Genomic DNA, 16,923 nt, shown 5'->3' with positions numbered 1-16,923 from the left:
ATAAAATATAAATAAAGCCTTCAGATTAAGGACATATTCCCCTCTCATATTCCCATTTAAAACCAAAAGGTAAACATTTACATCTAAGTAAGATGCTTTTACTCCTGGTGCATTTATATCTTATATAAAGCCCTATTAAAGACAAGTCGATAAATCGTAAAATTAAATTAGAAAATTCAGTATTTAGGAGGGTGCGTATTGGAAGGAAATACTCGTATTGCGGATACGAAGAGTACTCAGACAAAGAAACCTTTGGTTCGGCTAACAGGACTCGGACCGGCGATTATTACAGCGGCATTGGTGCTCGGGCCCGGAAGTCTTACTCTTTCCACAAAGATTGGGGCTGTTTATGGATTGTCCCTTCTTTGGACCTTGCTGACTGCCATTGTGCTGATGATGGTATTTACGGAAATGAGTACAAGGATTGGGCTTGCTTCAAAAGATTCGTTTATTGTGAATGTCCGTAAAAAATGGGGGAAGGGTGCAAGCTTGCTCATCGGAATTGGGGCTTTTCTGGTAACGGCATCGTTTCAGTCCGGAAATGCATTGGGATCAGGGCTTGCCATTGCCTCTGTAACGGGTCTGCCTGTTTCATTCTGGATATTGCTTACGACAGGCGGAGCCATTTTTCTTCTCTTTGCCAAGAATTTTTATAAAGTGCTGGAGCGGATGATGATTTTGCTTGTTGGCCTTATGCTGTTTTCTTTTTTAACTACTTTAGTTGTTTCAAAGCCCTCCCTTCAATTGCTATCCTCAGGCTTGCAGCTCTCCTTGCCCGAGGGTTCCATGCCGCTAGTCATAGCGCTTACGGCGACCACCTTTTCTATTGTAGGAGCCTGTTATCAGTCGTATCTGATACAGGAAAAAGGCTGGGGCCTGACGGACGCCAGCCAGGCTGTGAAAGAGAGCTATGCAGGGATCTTAATTCTCGGAGTCATTTCTTTAATTGTAATGATGTCAGCAGCATCGATCCTGCTTCCAAAAGGAGTCACAGTAGACTCGGCAGCTGAAATGGGAATGTCGCTGCAGCCGCTGTATGGAGATTGGGCGGTTATCATCTTTATGCTCGGACTGTTCGGGGCCTCGTTTTCTTCCTTAACAGGTAACGCCGCGATCGGAGGTTCATTGCTTGCCGATTCACTCGGCAAGGGTTCAAAGCTTAATACAGCACCGGTTCGGTATCTTATCATCGCGGTCATGCTTTTAGGGGCTGTCGTAGCATTAGCCTTTGGCCAGGCACCGCTTGAAATGATCATCTTCGCCCAAGCCATCACCATCGTCGTCGTTCCCTTCATAGGATTTGCCCTGCTAATGGTTGCAAATGACGCTGCGATTATGGGGAAGTTTAAGAATAAGGCCATCCATAATGTACTTGCTGTAATCGGACTTATTATCTTACTTTTGCTGGCAGGGAATAATTTGTATCAGATGATTTTTTAAAGTGAAAAGAGCCTGGATGTGTTCAGGCTCCTTATTTCTTTATTATTAAACTTTCACCAATAACCCCTAGTTTTTCAACAAGTTTTTTTGCTTTTCCGAAAGGATATTCTCTAGCAATTGTAAATGGAGTGCTTTTTGAGCCATTTAATAAATCAGCTGATGAAATATTAATTCCTAAAACATTTTTTATCTTGATCAAGTCCTTTAACCCATTGGCTGGAACGGTTTGCAATATAATATGGCATGTCTCTGGTGCGGCTTCATGCGAAATGGTGCTTTTGCTGCAGCCCCTTTTAATCCATTGGGCAAAATCTACGGAATCCTCACTGGTATGAGCTGGATTCATCGTGCCGGATTCAACGCATATTACGCGATTATCCTCCTTACTTTGCAGCATGAGGAACACATTTCCTTCCCCATCATCTCCTACAGCAACATATCCCTTAGCATATTCACTTACTTCCCAGGTTGCATTTCGTTCCTCAATGTCCTCTGTCCCGTAAATGGCAACTCCTCCACCTATTGAGAAACCATTTGTTTGGATTAAAAGTTGTCTATATACATCAGGAAGTCGGACAGACATTGTTCGTTCTATTTTATAAACTTCAAACTCACTGCCTGGTGAGTTGAGTACAAGGTTAGGAATGTTTGAGAAATCGATCACTATGTGAGACCTCCTGCTTCACAGGATAGACTTTCTATTCAAATCAAAGATATCTATATTTTCGAATTCAAAAAATTTTTCTAACGCATCTGTTCCTTTTTCTTGTGCATATAAATATTCCTTTTCCGAGATTGGAACCGCTAGAAGCCATGCTACCTTCGTATCCTCAATATCAATCGAATTTATATTGTCCCATAAAAAAGGATCCGTAAATAAGATGTGTTTCATCTCAACCTTCTCTATGTACCTACCTACAATGTCTTTCATGATTACTCCAGGAGAGATTGAATGGTTTGAATTGATTACTTCAAAAGCACAGGTGGCAAAAATATTGGGATAGAATTCATCTGTACTCGCCCCTACAATCTCAACCCGAAGTGGCTTTTCACCGATTGTATAACCTATTGAATAGGAGGAGAGTCCAATCGTGGAATAGGAGGTTACCCCTTTATATGGCCGATTAGACTGACAGGATGTCTATATTGCTTCGGCTATAATGGTCCCAGTACCTTGAAACACTCGGTTTGCCGCCAAAGGCTTTTAAAACTGAATTGGCAATCATCTTGTTTTCGCTTGAAATTGGCATGATAACCCCTTTTCCATATCTTTAGAATTCTTCCTTAATAAAATCTACCTTTTTAAAAAAGACATCAGTTTATACTGACGTCTTTTTTGAATAAACCTGTATATATGTAAATTAACTTTGAACATCGTTTATGAATTATCTTCAATGTCCAATGCATTGTAGACTTGCTTCAGAAATAGTTATTCAGTTTCCAGTTTTTCTATAAAAGAATTGAAGCTATCTGATATCTTATAGGTATTGTTATCTTCATCTGATTGTTCAAAATGCCATGCATGGTCCCAAAAATATACTCCATTATTTTCCGAATCATTTATAAGAACAATCATGCCAGATCCCCGATCATGTCCGATGATTAAGGCGTTAGACATTAAATCTTCTTCGTATTCTTCATACCAGGACTCTAAACTTAAATCACTATTATCTGTACTAATACCATATAAAACATGTAAAGAAATTTCTTCATTTAATTCCTTAACACTAAACCTAGTACCCCTTATTGAACCCCCATTGTGTTTAAGCAAGAAATTTCTGTAATCATGAGGTAACGCAAATCCAATAAACTGTTCGAAGCTATTAACTTTTTCAGGATTTATATTTCCATAACTTTTAATATTCATATTTAATCCTCCCTCTGTTTTTTAGATAAAGACATACCGCCCCTATGTCTAAATCGTTCATGTAATTTTGTATTCACTTCTTGCATTGTAGTCATATCTTGATGGTGGTGCCATGTACTATCATCTGCAATCGGGCCATTAGGAGCTCTTCTATCAGCTTCGTCAAAGTCTTTATTATACCCTTGGAATTTTTCTAGTTCTACTTCCTGTTTTACCATTCCAGCAGTTTTAAAATCTGGAAAACCATCAGGATAGGATACTGAGTTTCCTTCCCAATCATGATAGGTCCATGTTCCACTATCATTAATCGAAATATCTCCACCTTTATCGAGCCATTTTTTTGGCGTAGGGGAGTTTTTAGGCTTACTGCTCTTTACTTCTTTATTTAAAGCTCTTGGTTCTGTTTTTAAAGACTCCATCTTTATTATAAGAGAATCTTTGATAGCATGACTATTTAAAACGTTATAACCACTCTGATGTACCGAAGAAAAAGCAGGGACTAGGTTATTGTGAATGCCAAAATTATTCGCTATACGATTGGCTTTATCCGCACCCGCTTGAGCCACTTTCTTTACCCCATTCCCCACCTTCGCAGCCGCACCACTCTTCGCCGCAGCCCCAAGTCCCTTCGTTCCCACAACCGAGGTCCCCACAGTTCCCAATGCATAGCTGATCCAGCGGGATCTGGAGTTGGCGTCTCCGTTGATGACGTCGCGGGTCCAGGATTCTTCGATGGCTTTGGACATGATGCTGAAGGTGTCGACTGGGTGGATGATGGAATTGCCCATGGCTCCGAAGGTTTCCTGGGGTTTGGTGACCATGTCTTTGATGCCGACTACAAAGTCTTTGCCGGCGAGGTAGAAACCGTCTTTTATTCCGTCTGCTATTTCGCGGTCCCGCTTGTAGCTTTCATATCGTTTTACAATGCTCATTTGTTCGTCGGTTAGGTTCTTGTATCCTATTTGTTTCGCAATCTTTAAATATTCGTCTTGGGAGAGTTTATAGACATCGAGTTTGCTTTTTAATTCCTTGATTTCTCGGGCTTTAAATTCTTTGTTTTTGGCTTCTACAAAGGCTAATGCATTCCGGTCAGCCTGGGCAATGTCTTTATATACATTACCGCTTCTGAATGCAGCGGCATCGAATACCATTGGAATTACGCCGCTTGCGCCTTTAGTGGCTCCAGTCAGCTGGGTGTAGAAGTTTTTGATGAGCAGCTGATTCATTTCAGAGACGGCATAATCGTCTGTGAGAGCAATATCCACTTTATGCATATCCTCAGTGGTCTTAACGGAATTTTTGGAGGCTTTATGTATGTTCACTTCAAATGATTTGGAAGAGAATACCTCCAATGAAAGGATGTCGTTGATGCCTGACAAGATTCGGGTAAGGTCTTCTTTTTGCGCTTCGACCATCTGTCTTGATTTTTCAATCGAGTTCCGCAGCTCTCTTTCCAAAAATTCCTCTCGAATAAAAGTATTCTGAGCGAGACTGGAGTCCTCCATTTTCCCTTCGATGCTTCCAATAAAAGCGAGCTGCATTCCAATAAAATCTAACCATTTCCCAACGAGAACCGAGTGCTCCTGATAGAAGCTTTTAATCGCTTCGGCTCCCTTCCCCTGGAATTCTTCATCCTGGATAATGGCCGTAAACTTTTCGTTAAGAGACCGCAGCTGCACGGCAAGGTTTTTATATTGTTCCGCACGTTCGGTCATTGTCGTCATCAAGGCTTCTGAATCATATACGTTCGGCATGAATCACGCTTACCTTTCCTCATTTATTTTAGCGGGCCCATTGGCAAATGCGTAATCGACTCATCCTGTTCCCGGAGGTAATCGATGTTCGCCCTCGTATCCTCAATGTTCTTTTGAACCGCCCTCTTGTATTCTTCAATCATGCTATGAATCTCATTTTCCCGCTTGATCCATTCCGCAGTTAACCGAAGTTTGTTTTCCCCGAGCATTTCTTCGGAGGGAAGCGGAAGATTGAGCTGCTCAAGCGTATGGCTAATCTGATTAAGCTGATCCACGACATCCGCATGCTTCAGTTTAATAAGGGTTTCCAATAATCCGCACCTGCTTTCAATTTTCCAGATTTATCTACAATAAATTCTATCATTATTTTCCAATTCACCCAATTGGCAGAAAGTCCTTATTTGGTAAGGGATCCAACAAAAAATAGTCTTATATAACCAATTCACTTCGATTCATTCTTGTAAACTGTATGATTTTCACCCCACTTATGATGCGGGATGATAGCGTGTCTTCTTAAGTTAGCTAGGATGATAAGAGGGTAGGAGATTCAATGATGGTGGGGGGAGGGATAAGTAGAAAAACGTCGATAAGCGTCGAGACCGTCCCGACGCTTCTTTATAAGAAACTTTTTCTCTATTTCAAGGTAATCAAAATATACTGCTGAAGCTCCTCAGCTAGAAGATGATAGCCCTTTTGTGCAGCCTCTTCCCAAGTGTGAACTTCACTTGGAATTTCTTTCTTTTGAATAAAATCAAAGAACTGAATTTCCTCTCTTAGTTCAACAAGAATCTCATCATCACTGTTTTGAGCATCGATAAAATCTTGTACTGTTAACTTTTCGTAGAGAAACTTCAGTCTTCCGTCTGCATAATAATTCCAATCACTTAGCCACTTCCCAAACCGGTACTCCTCTTTAACGGTTTCAAACTTTGATTCCATATAAGGAATTAATTTTTCATAGACCTTATCTTGTAAGGAGTAATCTTTATGTAAGCTGCGCAGGTTGTCCATCGTTTCTTGGTTTGTATTGTTTTTTATGTTGAATAAGTGTTTGAGAAAGGACATGATATCCCCCTTTAATGTTTTGGTGATGGTTTTATTTTTATGATAAATGCTAATAGGACGATTAAAATTTGGAACTGAGCCCAGAACAAAACCATCATGAACCACCGATAATTTTGCCACATTTGTACATTGATTAAAAACAGAAGAACTATTCCAAGAAGAACAAGACTGCTGTTATTTTGAGCTCCAAACTCCGCCTCGTTTTTTTTGTTCTCTGAATTTAGTTAAACATGCTTAACCAGGCACATTTGGATTCTCTCCCCAAAATTCCCCTAAATCCCGAACCATCGCCTCATTAGGATAAAAATACCCACCCTTCCCGTCCCCAACCAGTAATGAACTGATCCGCTTGCTCATTTCTACTTGAACAATGGCATCCATATCGAGGTAGTCTTCGCCGAAATAAACCATTTCACATGCTTTATTTAGCCTTGCCACTAGTTTTCGATCCTTTGTTTTGGCAAAAGTAAGCTGGGGTAATGTGCTCAAATATTCTTTGATAATCTCTTCATCAATTGATTCTGCTTGAAACACTTCGCGAATTGCGTTTCCAATCAACGGTTTGATTCTGTTTTTATCCCTTGCTTTTAATCCGTAAAGGACAATGGCGTAACGGTTTTTATCATTTGCAAGCACCAGGAACTTGTGCCTGCCGATCTTCAGCATGTTGGCATGCCACGATAGCAGAGGATTTGCGCCTTCGACCTGTTCAACAGGCATTACTTTCAGGTCATCGAAAAGTTTTTTCGTACATTGTATAAGCATTGGATTCTCCTTTATGGATTGAGATTCTTTCATCGTAACATGAATAACGGGCAAAGACTTAACCGCTTTCTATCCCCCATTATCCCCCGCAATCCGGGTTTCCCCAGACCTTCCTATTAACAAAGCTATGAGAAGCACGCAGGCCACAATAAAAGGAAAATTTTCCTTGCAAACGCATTATTTATTTAAAAAATGAGAAATTTTCAATAAAATAGTTGATTTTTCGTTTTTTTAGTTTTAGACTGAACGTAGCAAAATAATCAGAAAGGTGGAAAGATTAAGTATGATCCTTGAAAAAAATAAAATTACCGATTTTAATATGAATTTTTTCAGTCTTAAAGGAAAAGCAGCCATCATCACTGGAGGAAATTCAGGATTAGGCCAAGGGTTTGCACTGGCACTTGCTAAAGCCGGAGCGGATATCTTTGCCGTGAGCATGGCCGATGACGACAACCAGACAAAGGAATTAATAGAAGCTGAGGGCGTTCGTTATCATTTAATGATTGCAGACATCACAAAAAGCGGGGTGTGCAAGCAGATTGCAGATGAATGTTTACATATTTTTGGAAAGATTGATATTTTGATTAATAATGCTGGAATTGGCATTAATGAAAAGGATGTTACGAAGTTCACCAGGCTTCAATGGGACAAAATGGTTTCAGTCAATCTGACAGCGCCGTTCGAGTTAGCGCATGAAGTGGCGAAGCATATGATTCAGCAAAATAGCGGAAAAATTATTAATACGTGCTCCCTGTTTTCTTACCTTGGAGGCCAATGGTCACCGGCGTATGCATCCACCAAACACGGGTTAGCCGGATTCACAAAAGCCTATTGTGATGAACTGGCCCAATTTAATATACAAGTGAATGGAATTGCACCAGGATACTTTGCGACCGATGTGACGAAGGATACAAGAGCAAATCCGGCAAGCAATCAGAAAGTGTTGGATCATATCCCCGCTAACAGATGGGGCGATATTGTTGATTTAATGGGGACCGTTGTCTTTTTAGCAAGTAACGCGTCCAATTATGTAAACGGTTCCTTAGTGAATGTAGACGGCGGATACCTAGTCCGATAGTTTCCTATAAAAATATGAATTAAAGGAGAATGAACATGCACACACAAATTATTGAAGAATTAACAGCACTTCTATCAGAGGAACAGGTCGTAACGAATGAAGAGGCGTTATATGATGCTTCGGCAGATCGTTATAAAAAATATGCAAAAACAAAAAATGTCTTAAATGTTCCCGCACCCATCGCAATCGTTTATCCCCGGAGTACGGAAGATGTTCAATCCATTCTTCTGTTCTGTAATGAAAAAGAGATCAATGTGATTCCGAGAAGCGGAAAAACAGGTACTGAAGGCGGATTGGAAAACTGGAAAGAGACGTCCATCGTAGTAGACGGATCCAAGATGAACGAAATTATTAAAATTGATACGTACAATATGCAGGCTACTGTTCAAACAGGTGTGAAGCTGCAAAAACTTGAAGATGAGCTGCGCAAGGTAGGATATACAACAGGGCATTCCCCTCAATCCAAGCCCGTTGCACAACTTGGCGGATTGGTCGCGACCAGAAGTATTGGTCAGTTCTCTACCCTTTACGGAGCGATTGAAGATATGGTGGTCGGATTGGAATGCGTATTCCCGGAAGGCCAGGTTTCTAAAATTAAAAACGTACCAAGAAGATCAGGCGGACCGGACATCCGGCATATTGCGATTGGAAATGAAGGGGCCCTTTGCTATATCACGGAAGTGACCGTCAAAATCTTTAAGTATATGCCGGAGAATAATGAGTTTCATGGCTACCTGATTAAGGATGTTGAAACAGGAATCAAAATTTTAAGAGAAGTGATGGTCAATGGTTTCAGACCATCGGTTGCCCGTGTCTATTCCGAAGAAGATGCAAGACAGCATTTCGAACACTTTTATAAAGATAAATGCGTCTTGATTTTCACAACGGAAGGTCCTGCTGGGATCGTCAAAGCGACGAATGAAGCCATCAATGAAGCGGTCGAAACGTTCAAGGACGGTGTGATTGAAAAAGTAGATCCTTCACTCATTGAAACATGGTTCAATCATCTAAATTGGGATGAAAGCAGAATCCAAAAAGAAATCCAGGACATGATTGATCACAATTCACATGATGGATTTACAACGGAAGTATCGGCTGATTGGGAAAGCATCGTCAAAATCTACAACAGCGTAATGGATCGAATTAAAAATGAATTTGACAGAGTTGAAGATTTGACCATGCTCGGCGGTCATTCATCACATAGCTACCTGAACGGGACAAACATGTATTTCGTTTACAATTACACCATCAACTGTGCACCTGAAGACGAACTGCGCATCTATCATCACCCGATTCACCAAATCATCATTGAAGAAACACTGAAGCTTGGCGGCTCTATGTGCCATCACCACGGAATCGGTAAATATCGTTCAGAGTGGACGAAAGAGGAACACGGTTCCGCTTATTACATGCTCGAAAAGCTAAAAGAAGCGTTTGATCCAAAAGGGATTATGAACCACGGTACGATTTTCCCTCAACCAAATGAAGTGAAGAAATATATCAGAAGCTGATAGGAGTTTTATTATGGGAAAAAGATATATGATGGGGATCGATAACGGGTCGCAGAGTACAAAAGTCGCCATCTTTGATGTAGAAGGCAATGAGGTGGCTTTTGGCTCATGCGCGTTAAAAGAAACGTTAACCCCCGAACCAGGTGTCGTTATTCATCCGGATGAAGACTTGTGGGACAGTGTTTATCACGGAGTGAAAAATTGTTTAGAAAGCTTTAAAGGAGACCGGACAGCCATTGAAGGAATCGGATTGTGCACGATTCGGTGCTGCCGCGTATTATTGAAGGAAAATGGTGATTTAGCCCATCCAGCGATTAGCTGGATGGATGCTAGATTATCAGAACCATATAAGCATGAAGATGATCAGGTGAAATATGTCACCACTACTTCCGGCTATTTAGGCTTTCGATTAACCGGAGAATTTACGGATACAGCAGGCAATTGTGAAGTGCACTGGCCTCTGGACCGAGAAACACTGGACTGGTCAAGCGACGATGAAGTCATAAAAGCCAATGGCCTCACAAGAGAGATGCTCTTCAATCTAGTAAAACCTGGCGATTCATTAGGTTCAATCCGCAAAGAACTGGCAAGGGATTTCGGTTTAAACGAAGGGATTCCAGTTGTTGCAACATCCAATGATAAAGCGGTTGAAGTACTGGGTTCAGGAATAGACAACAAGAACTCCATCATGATTTCATTGGGGACGTTTATTTCCTCTATGGTATTACGAGATGAAGATTTTGAAAACGCTAACAATTTCTTCCCTACTCTTGCGTCCATCCCGTTTAAATACGTGTATGAATCGAATGGAATCCGGCGGGGATTGTGGACGGTCAGCTGGTTTAAGAAAATCATCGGACAAGAATTGGTGACGGAATCAGAAAAGCTCGGTCTATCAGGTGAGGAATTTCTGAACCAAAAAGCGGAAGAGATTCCAGCCGGCAGTGATGGCCTCATCACCATGCTGGATTGGCTCGCGTCTCCCGTTACCCCTTACCGAAAAGGAATCATGATTGGTTTTGATCAGAGACATACACGGTATCACATGTACCGGTCAATCCTAGAAGCGATTGCCTTCAATATGAAAAACAACATCGATGAAATGGCTGAAGAAATTCAACTGGACATGGATGAAGTCGTCGTGATTGGCGGCGGTTCAAAAAGTAATGTCTTGATGCAGATCATCTCTGATTTATTCGGGTTGCCGGTCCACCGGCGAACAGGAAGCAGCAGCGCCTGCCTTGGTGCAGCCATTTGCGTATCCACCCACCTTTCCATCTATGAGGATTTTTCCGAAGCGATTGAAAAAATGGTCAAAACCGAAAAAACCTTCCTCCCGGATGAACGCAGCCATGTGTTTTACAATGAGCTGAATGATACGGTTGTGAAACATGTACGACAACATACGGATCCGATCTTAAAGCTAACGTATCCGATTTTCCAATAAGAAGTGGATGGTGCCCATGCAATCAGCAAATGTTAAAAGGTATTTGCAGTTTTTCCTTATCGTTTTAGCAGCAGGTGCTATATTTCCTTTAATTTATCTTCGAACGAATTATCAGGAGACCATCTTAGAGGTTTATGGTATGACCCTGCCTCAATTAAATACCATTTTCTCCGCACTGGGGATTGCCTTCATTATCGGGTATTTCCCTAGCGGATGGATCTCGGATAGATTCTCTGCCAAGAAACTGATTTCCATCTCTTTATTGTGCGTTGGATTAGCGGGGATCTGGTTTGCTCAAGTGCCGAGCTATCCCATCGTGATTTTGATTTTTATCATCTGGGGGATCTTCTCCGTGCTCACGTTTTGGTCGGCCCACTTAAAAATCGTGAAACTTATTTCCAAGAAAGAGGAAGAAGGCCGCTTTTTTGGAATACTTGATGGGGGCAGAGGGGTAGTTGAAGCCCTTTTAGCAAGTATTGCCGTCTTTGTTTTTTCAAGAGCATTAGGTGCAAGTACGGCCATTGAAGATAAAAAAGAGGCTCTTGTGAATGTCATCTATATGTACTCCGGGGTCCTGATTGTCGTGTCCGTCCTGATTATGCTTTTCGTCAATGTGGACGGGAAGACGGAGAGAATGGAAGCAACCGTCAAGAAAGAACCAGCCGGCAAAAAGAGTTCCTTGAAAGATGTATTCTCCAACAAATTTGTCTGGCTTCTTGGTGGAATCATTTTCATGAGCTACATTGTCACATGGACCATCTACTATTTCGGAGGATTCCTGCAAACAAATATTGGCCTCAGTGCTTCAATAGCAGGTACGGTTACAGTGATCATGCTTTGGATGAGACCGATCGGCGGAGTGACAGGCGGATTTTTGGGGGATAAGTTCGGGAAGAGCAATATTCTAATCATAGCGCTAGCTTTGGCAGCCGTGTTTTTGATGATGATTTCGATCTTGCCTGCTTCATTGCCTTCTTCTCTCTTTTACGCATTGGTCATACTAAGCGGCTTATCTGTTTACACCATACGCGGTCTTTACTGGTCACTTCTGGGTGACTGCAACATCGAGGATGAAAAACTGGGGCTTTCCATCGGTCTCATTTCATTCATCGGATATTTACCAGATATTCTATTGCCCATCGTCATGAGCATGATGATCTCGTCATTTGGCAATGCTGGCGGATACAATGCCTACTTCATCTTCAGTGCAATAGCTGGGGTATTGGGAATTCTCATTACCGTCATGTTTAAAATGGGCGTTGCTAAACGGACGGCCGTTCCCGTGAAGGATGATCTTGTATCGTAATAAAATAATCCCGCAGGCTGTGATTTCGCCAAGTCGACTCGCAGCCTGTTTTTAGTTAAACCCCTCCCCTCTGTCAGCCTTCACAAAAAATCCTGTATAATGAAAGAATCAGGTTGACCCGAACCTCGTTAATGATATTCAAAGAGCGAGATTGAAAGCGAGTGTTATGAAATGATCAAAGTCGGAACAGATAATTTAACAAAGCTGGAAGAAAAGCTGCATGAAACGTTATCCAGCGCTGTTTCTGAAAACAATAAAATCAAAATCATCGAAGCCGCGGAAATTGGGGAAGTCTCCCCTTCCAAAGTGTCCAAATTGGTCCGGAAACTGGGCTTTGATAATTTTAAACAATACAAATTATACTTCAGCGGCCAGCAAATGAACCTAGTTAAGCCTCATAAATCAAACGAAATCGAACGGCTCATGCGGTTTTTGGAGAATTTCGACTCCGGAATCATCGATGATTTCATCTCTATTTTCCAAAAATACGAGAAAATCATCTTATTTGGACTCGGCCCCTCTTTCATTAGCGCCGAATACTTCGCATACAAACTAGCCACTGTATCCGATAAAAATGTGACCGTCACCCAAAGCGAAGACTTTGCAGAACGATTAGCCGACGAAAAAACGCTGCTCATCGTCCTCTCCGTAACAGGAAAATTTTCTTCCTTTGATTCGTTATTTCAACAAGTTAAAAAAAATGGATCAAGTATCATGCTGATCCTTGAGGAATATGTAAATACACGGGAATTCACCGCAGACTACTCCTTTTACTTGTCTAAGTTCAATCAGAGTGATACCTTGCTTCCATTTGAAAAGACAAGAACCGTGTTTTTTATTTTTATTGAGGAAATCATTTCGAAGCTGGCTGGTGGGGATCGTTCAAGTTAATGGAGAAACAATCACTCAAGTTCGCAACAGAAAATACGCATCTGCTTATTAATGGCGGATGCGCATTCTTTTTATTGTCTTTATTTGAGTGAGTAGCAAGTAAATAGTATTTCTTTTTGGTCATGGAACATGTCTCTGGAGTGTTTCCTGTCACTGCCTTTCCCATCTACAAACCCTTTCTGAATGAAGGTCTGTTCTGATGCTTACTTGGCCTGGGTTTTCAACTACAAATAACTGAAAACGAAGAGACCTTTGTTCAACTACTCAATTCTCTGTCCCTTGAATAGAAACCATTTTCCTTTCACATTTTTTTGATATTTGATACCCTCTTAACTCTATTGCAAAATTTGCCCATAAACATGCTAGAAAATAGGGAAGTGTTATTAGTCTTATTAAAATATCAAAAATCGACTCAGCGCTTAGACTGGTAAATTCTATTTCTTCTATTAGCTTACCAAATAATATTTTTAAAAATTCAGGATTAAAATAAACAAGGAATGTAATACCTAAAATACTTAAAACACTCGCATTTATAAACTGGATAGCCACCTTAATTTTTGAATATTCAAATACATATACCGCAAAAACCCATGTTAATACGAAGAATAAGATATATAATGGTGTTGAGAAAGAATTTTCCATTATATCTCCTTTAATAACTATATCTATCACCAGCATAGGAAGAAGAGCTATTATAAAGGGCATAATTAGCAGCCATATGATTTGAAAAAAAATTGTATTGGATTTTCTAATCGATTTGCGAATAATGTGCAGATAAAATAACCCCATAATTAAGTATAATAAAATTATAGTACCTAATGTTGTTACTTTTGAAACGATGAATAATAAAACGAATAAAACCACCAAAGAAATAGATACATATTTTTCATTATCTATGTAGTTAAAAAGTTTATTTAACATAATACCCTCTCATTCTACCTATACAGGCCTTTCCTTAAAACTGTATACATATTTTAATAATAATAAACAAATCTCCTCTAGCGCTTTTAGCTATTTTTTGTTCTTCTTCACATAAATTGTATCCCCTTTCTTAGTCCTAAATTATATCGGCTAAAACTACATTTTCTTACATATTCATCCACATAATAATTTAAAGGTCTTAAGACAAAAAAATCTCTTATGGATTCTTTTATCAAATAATCCATTATATAAAGTCATTGGTATAAAAATTTACTGCTTCTAAGACCAAAAAGAATTTTAGGATGACGGGTTCTGACGCTTCGTCCCGTCTTGAGTTTTAAACACAAGATTCGTAAAAATACCCAATACACCTGAATCCTGCGAAAAAAACTCTTGCTAACACACCTTTTTTATTTCTAATTTTATATCAGCACTAAACTTCCATTTCCACCATTGCCTTTATTCCTATAAATCTTTTATTAGGTTTAAAATTACTAATGATAATATTTTTAAAGTTATATTTCCTAGGATGTGTGTTCTTTAGTGTTTACTAGTAGAAAAAACTGCCTCTTTTTAAAATTTTCGATACTTACCATCTTTCAGATATAAAGGTTCCTTCAATGTGGAACAACTGGACACCCACTGACTTCCACTACCATAAAAAAGGAATCAAACGTCATTGAAGAATCAAGAGTGCTACAGCGGTTGATCTTCCACTAATAGAAGTAAACTCAGTGGAGGATATTCAGTTGGATGTTCCGGGGAATTTAGAAGAGCCTGCTTTTGATTAAGTGGATGAATTGAAAGAAGGCAGGGGAATCCCCCAGCCTCTTTTCTTTTCCTTTTCCCACTCACACATGCGAAACAATCAACTCCATCTCCCCCACAATCGTAAAGCTCCCCATTTCCGCCGGCAGAATAAAGTGCGCTCCGAGTTCGAGCGGGTATTCGGTTCCGTTGTGTCTCATGGAGCCGCTGCCTTTGACGACGCTTGCTTGCATGAAGGGGTGGCCTTGGGAGAAGCTGGCTTCACCGGAGATTTCCCATTTGTGGACGGTGAAGTAGGTTTCTTGGATAAAGGTGGTGATGGTTACATCCCCTGTTTGGATGGTGATGGGTTCGCATGCTCCATCTTGATGGGGGACGCTTGTTACTTCGAGGGCTTTTTCGAGATGCAGCTCTCGTTTGGTGCCTGTTGGATCGGTGCGGTCATAGTCATAGACTCGATAGGTAATGTCGCAACTTTGCTGGGTTTCCAGGACGAGTGCTCCTTTGCATAGGGCATGAATGGTTCCGCTTGGGACGAAGAAGAAGTCTCCGGGCTTGATTTTGACGCGCTTCAATAAATCGGACCAGTAATGGTTTTCGATCATATCCAGGAGCTGTTCCTTTGACTGGGCGGTGTGGCCGTAGATGATTTCTGCGTCTTCTTCACAGTCGATGATGTACCAGCATTCAGTTTTACCGAACTCGCCATTCTCCAGGAGCTTTGCCTTTTTGTCATCAGGATGGACCTGAACGGAAAGGTCCTGATTGGCGTCTAGGATTTTCGTTAATAGGGGAAAGGACGTCCCTTCGATTCCCCCAAAGAGGGTGCGGTGATTTTCCCAGAGCTCACAAAGCATTCTTCCTTCATACTCCCCTGATGCAACAAGGCTCGTCCCGTTTGGGTGAGCGGAAATGGCCCAGCATTCCCCGACCGTTTCACTCGAAATCTCATAATTGAAACGCTCTTTTAGCTGCGTGCCTCCCCAGATCCGTTCCTGAAAAACCGGCTTCATAAAAATCGGTGCTGTACTCAACGTTTCCCCACTTCTTTCCTATTAAAATGATTGGCTGCCTTCCAGATGGCTGCTGCCAGCTGTTTTCCTTCGTTTGGTCTTTTTGCACAATATTTAAGATCATGTTCAGATAACGTGAAGGTACTCAGTTCACTCCAAGACATGGTCCGGCACAAATCATTTTCTTTTAAGTAACGAATGGTGTTCTGATCTTCCTTCATGGACTTTCGGTCAATAACGAGGAGCGGAGTCCCGCCGCACACCGCTTCCGCGATCGTCCCCCATCCCGCCTTCGTGATGGCAAGGTCGGCTGCAGCGATGTAGTGATGAACATCGTTCTCCCATTCAGGAATCCTACAGACATTTGGATGATGAATCTCCACATTGGATGACACGATGAACCGGCATCCCGGGCTGTCCCACAGAGGAAAACCCCTCACGTCCACTCCATCAATTTTCATCCCAAGCCCAAAAAAGATGAGCTTTTCAGAAGGACTACGCTTCAAGTGTTGGTGGATTTGGTCCACTCTTTCCTGTTGATGAGCTCTGGAAATAAAGCCGAAATCCAGCTGCCTTCCCCATTCCGGTTCACTGAACACGGCAAGCGAGAAAAAGAAGTCCATCTTTTCATAAGCCTGCTTTAGAGGGTGCAGATCTCTCTCGCTAATCAACCCTTGATAAGCGGTATACCAAGTGAAGTTTGAAATACCAGCGGAACAAACTCCTGCCCGTGATGCTGCCGCAAACGCAATCGGTGAAATATCCGACAGAACCAAATTGATTTGCTGCTCCTTTAAAAACTGTACTTCCTCCTCCACCCGCTCCTCCCAGCTGTTCATAAACAAGGAGTATGCCTTATGAAGAGCTGGTCGATCAGGCTCGAGGGAATGAGGTTTCAGCACATATCCAATATCCGTTTGCGATTCTCTAAAACGAACACCGAAACCGCAAAGTATCTCTTTAAGAAATGAAACAGCAAAGGAATGACAGATCGTGACCTCAGTTCCTTCATATAAAAGAAGCTCCTCGATGATTGCTGCACTCCGGGAAGCATGGCCATACCCATAATCCGATATATAATAGGCAATCCTCACAAT

17 protein-coding genes are annotated in these 16,923 nt (G+C 41.3%); 6 read left to right on the top strand and 11 right to left on the bottom strand.

Going from position 1 to position 16,923, the window contains the following annotated elements:
- The first annotated feature begins 198 nt into the window (after positions 1-198).
- The gene (locus AS29_RS14370) at positions 199-1,440 is read left to right on the top strand and encodes an Nramp family divalent metal transporter (protein ID WP_231889949.1); all 1,242 of its coding nucleotides are present in this window, start codon (positions 199-201) and stop codon (positions 1,438-1,440) included.
- A 31-nt stretch (positions 1,441-1,471) separates the two neighbouring features.
- On the opposite strand, the gene AS29_RS14365 is transcribed toward AS29_RS14370, so the two are convergent.
- From AS29_RS14365 to AS29_RS14335, 8 genes are all read right to left on the bottom strand, one after another.
- Complete coding sequence (locus AS29_RS14365) at positions 1,472-2,104, bottom strand: SMI1/KNR4 family protein (protein WP_035408192.1); 633 nt, start codon at positions 2,102-2,104, stop codon at positions 1,472-1,474.
- Between the two features lie 18 nt (positions 2,105-2,122).
- Positions 2,123-2,509, bottom strand: a complete 387-nt coding sequence (locus tag AS29_RS14360) for a suppressor of fused domain protein (protein WP_231889952.1) — start codon at positions 2,507-2,509, stop codon at positions 2,123-2,125.
- 55 nt (positions 2,510-2,564) lie between these two features.
- Complete coding sequence (locus AS29_RS21910) at positions 2,565-2,690, bottom strand: hypothetical protein (protein ID WP_269449397.1); 126 nt, start codon at positions 2,688-2,690, stop codon at positions 2,565-2,567.
- A 179-nt stretch (positions 2,691-2,869) separates the two neighbouring features.
- A complete protein-coding gene (locus tag AS29_RS14355; RefSeq protein ID WP_035408190.1) occupies positions 2,870-3,307 on the bottom strand; it encodes an SMI1/KNR4 family protein in 438 nt (145 codons plus the stop codon).
- Positions 3,308-3,309: 2 nt separating this feature from the next.
- Positions 3,310-5,061 (bottom strand): T7SS effector LXG polymorphic toxin, encoded by a 1,752-nt coding sequence (locus AS29_RS14350; RefSeq protein WP_051860692.1) that lies wholly within the window; start codon positions 5,059-5,061, stop codon positions 3,310-3,312.
- A gap of 23 nt (positions 5,062-5,084) precedes the next feature.
- A complete protein-coding gene (locus AS29_RS14345; RefSeq protein ID WP_035408188.1) occupies positions 5,085-5,372 on the bottom strand; it encodes a YwqI/YxiC family protein in 288 nt (95 codons plus the stop codon).
- Between the two features lie 322 nt (positions 5,373-5,694).
- The gene (locus tag AS29_RS14340) at positions 5,695-6,126 is read right to left on the bottom strand and encodes a hypothetical protein (RefSeq protein ID WP_035408186.1); all 432 of its coding nucleotides are present in this window, start codon (positions 6,124-6,126) and stop codon (positions 5,695-5,697) included.
- A gap of 234 nt (positions 6,127-6,360) precedes the next feature.
- On the bottom strand, positions 6,361-6,891 hold the full coding sequence (locus AS29_RS14335; RefSeq protein ID WP_051860691.1) for a DUF6933 domain-containing protein: 531 nt from the start codon (positions 6,889-6,891) through the stop codon (positions 6,361-6,363).
- A 283-nt stretch (positions 6,892-7,174) separates the two neighbouring features.
- Here AS29_RS14335 and AS29_RS14330 point away from each other — a divergent pair, with 283 nt between their 5' ends.
- From AS29_RS14330 to AS29_RS14310, 5 genes are all read left to right on the top strand, one after another.
- Positions 7,175-7,969, top strand: coding sequence for an SDR family NAD(P)-dependent oxidoreductase (locus AS29_RS14330; protein ID WP_156505954.1), 795 nt, complete (start codon positions 7,175-7,177; stop codon positions 7,967-7,969).
- 35 nt (positions 7,970-8,004) lie between these two features.
- Positions 8,005-9,480 (top strand): FAD-binding oxidoreductase, encoded by a 1,476-nt coding sequence (locus tag AS29_RS14325; protein ID WP_231889948.1) that lies wholly within the window; start codon positions 8,005-8,007, stop codon positions 9,478-9,480.
- 13 nt (positions 9,481-9,493) lie between these two features.
- A complete protein-coding gene (locus AS29_RS14320; protein WP_035408182.1) occupies positions 9,494-10,927 on the top strand; it encodes an FGGY-family carbohydrate kinase in 1,434 nt (477 codons plus the stop codon).
- A gap of 16 nt (positions 10,928-10,943) precedes the next feature.
- Positions 10,944-12,233: an MFS transporter gene (locus tag AS29_RS14315; protein WP_035408180.1), complete on the top strand. Its 1,290-nt coding sequence runs from the start codon at positions 10,944-10,946 to the stop codon at positions 12,231-12,233.
- Between the two features lie 171 nt (positions 12,234-12,404).
- Complete coding sequence (locus tag AS29_RS14310; protein ID WP_035408178.1) at positions 12,405-13,124, top strand: MurR/RpiR family transcriptional regulator; 720 nt, start codon at positions 12,405-12,407, stop codon at positions 13,122-13,124.
- Positions 13,125-13,388: 264 nt separating this feature from the next.
- Here AS29_RS14310 and AS29_RS14305 read toward each other — a convergent pair whose 3' ends face one another.
- From AS29_RS14305 to AS29_RS14295, 3 genes are all read right to left on the bottom strand, one after another.
- Positions 13,389-14,045: a hypothetical protein gene (locus AS29_RS14305; RefSeq protein ID WP_035408176.1), complete on the bottom strand. Its 657-nt coding sequence runs from the start codon at positions 14,043-14,045 to the stop codon at positions 13,389-13,391.
- 851 nt (positions 14,046-14,896) lie between these two features.
- Entirely contained in the window at positions 14,897-15,847 is a 951-nt protein-coding gene (gene manA / locus AS29_RS14300; RefSeq protein WP_035408173.1) for a mannose-6-phosphate isomerase, class I, read from the bottom strand.
- Positions 15,844-16,920, bottom strand: coding sequence for a glycosyltransferase (locus AS29_RS14295; protein WP_051860690.1), 1,077 nt, complete (start codon positions 16,918-16,920; stop codon positions 15,844-15,846). Before AS29_RS14295 ends, manA begins: the two co-directional genes overlap by 4 nt.
- Positions 16,921-16,923 lie beyond the last annotated feature (3 nt).

This window comes from Bacillus sp. SJS (assembly GCF_000732485.2).
GTDB lineage: Bacteria > Bacillota > Bacilli > Bacillales > Bacillaceae > Metabacillus_B > Metabacillus_B sediminis.
Note: the sequence above shows the minus strand (reverse complement) of the source record. Positions and strands in the feature narration are given on the sequence as shown.

Excerpts from the sequence above, each read along its gene's own strand:
- AS29_RS21910 (WP_269449397.1), bottom strand. The coding sequence starts at position 2,690 with ATGCCAATTTCAAGCGAAAACAAGATGATTGCCAATTCAGTTTTAAAA.
- AS29_RS14355 (WP_035408190.1), bottom strand. The coding sequence starts at position 3,307 with ATGAATATTAAAAGTTATGGAAATATAAATCCTGAAAAAGTTAATAGC.
- AS29_RS14350 (WP_051860692.1), bottom strand. The coding sequence starts at position 5,061 with ATGCCGAACGTATATGATTCAGAAGCCTTGATGACGACAATGACCGAA.
- AS29_RS14340 (WP_035408186.1), bottom strand. The coding sequence starts at position 6,126 with ATGTCCTTTCTCAAACACTTATTCAACATAAAAAACAATACAAACCAA.
- AS29_RS14335 (WP_051860691.1), bottom strand. The coding sequence starts at position 6,891 with ATGCTTATACAATGTACGAAAAAACTTTTCGATGACCTGAAAGTAATG.
- AS29_RS14330 (WP_156505954.1), top strand. The coding sequence starts at position 7,175 with ATGATCCTTGAAAAAAATAAAATTACCGATTTTAATATGAATTTTTTC.
- AS29_RS14325 (WP_231889948.1), top strand. The coding sequence starts at position 8,005 with ATGCACACACAAATTATTGAAGAATTAACAGCACTTCTATCAGAGGAA.
- AS29_RS14320 (WP_035408182.1), top strand. The coding sequence starts at position 9,494 with ATGGGAAAAAGATATATGATGGGGATCGATAACGGGTCGCAGAGTACA.
- AS29_RS14315 (WP_035408180.1), top strand. The coding sequence starts at position 10,944 with ATGCAATCAGCAAATGTTAAAAGGTATTTGCAGTTTTTCCTTATCGTT.
- AS29_RS14310 (WP_035408178.1), top strand. The coding sequence starts at position 12,405 with ATGATCAAAGTCGGAACAGATAATTTAACAAAGCTGGAAGAAAAGCTG.
- AS29_RS14305 (WP_035408176.1), bottom strand. The coding sequence starts at position 14,045 with ATGTTAAATAAACTTTTTAACTACATAGATAATGAAAAATATGTATCT.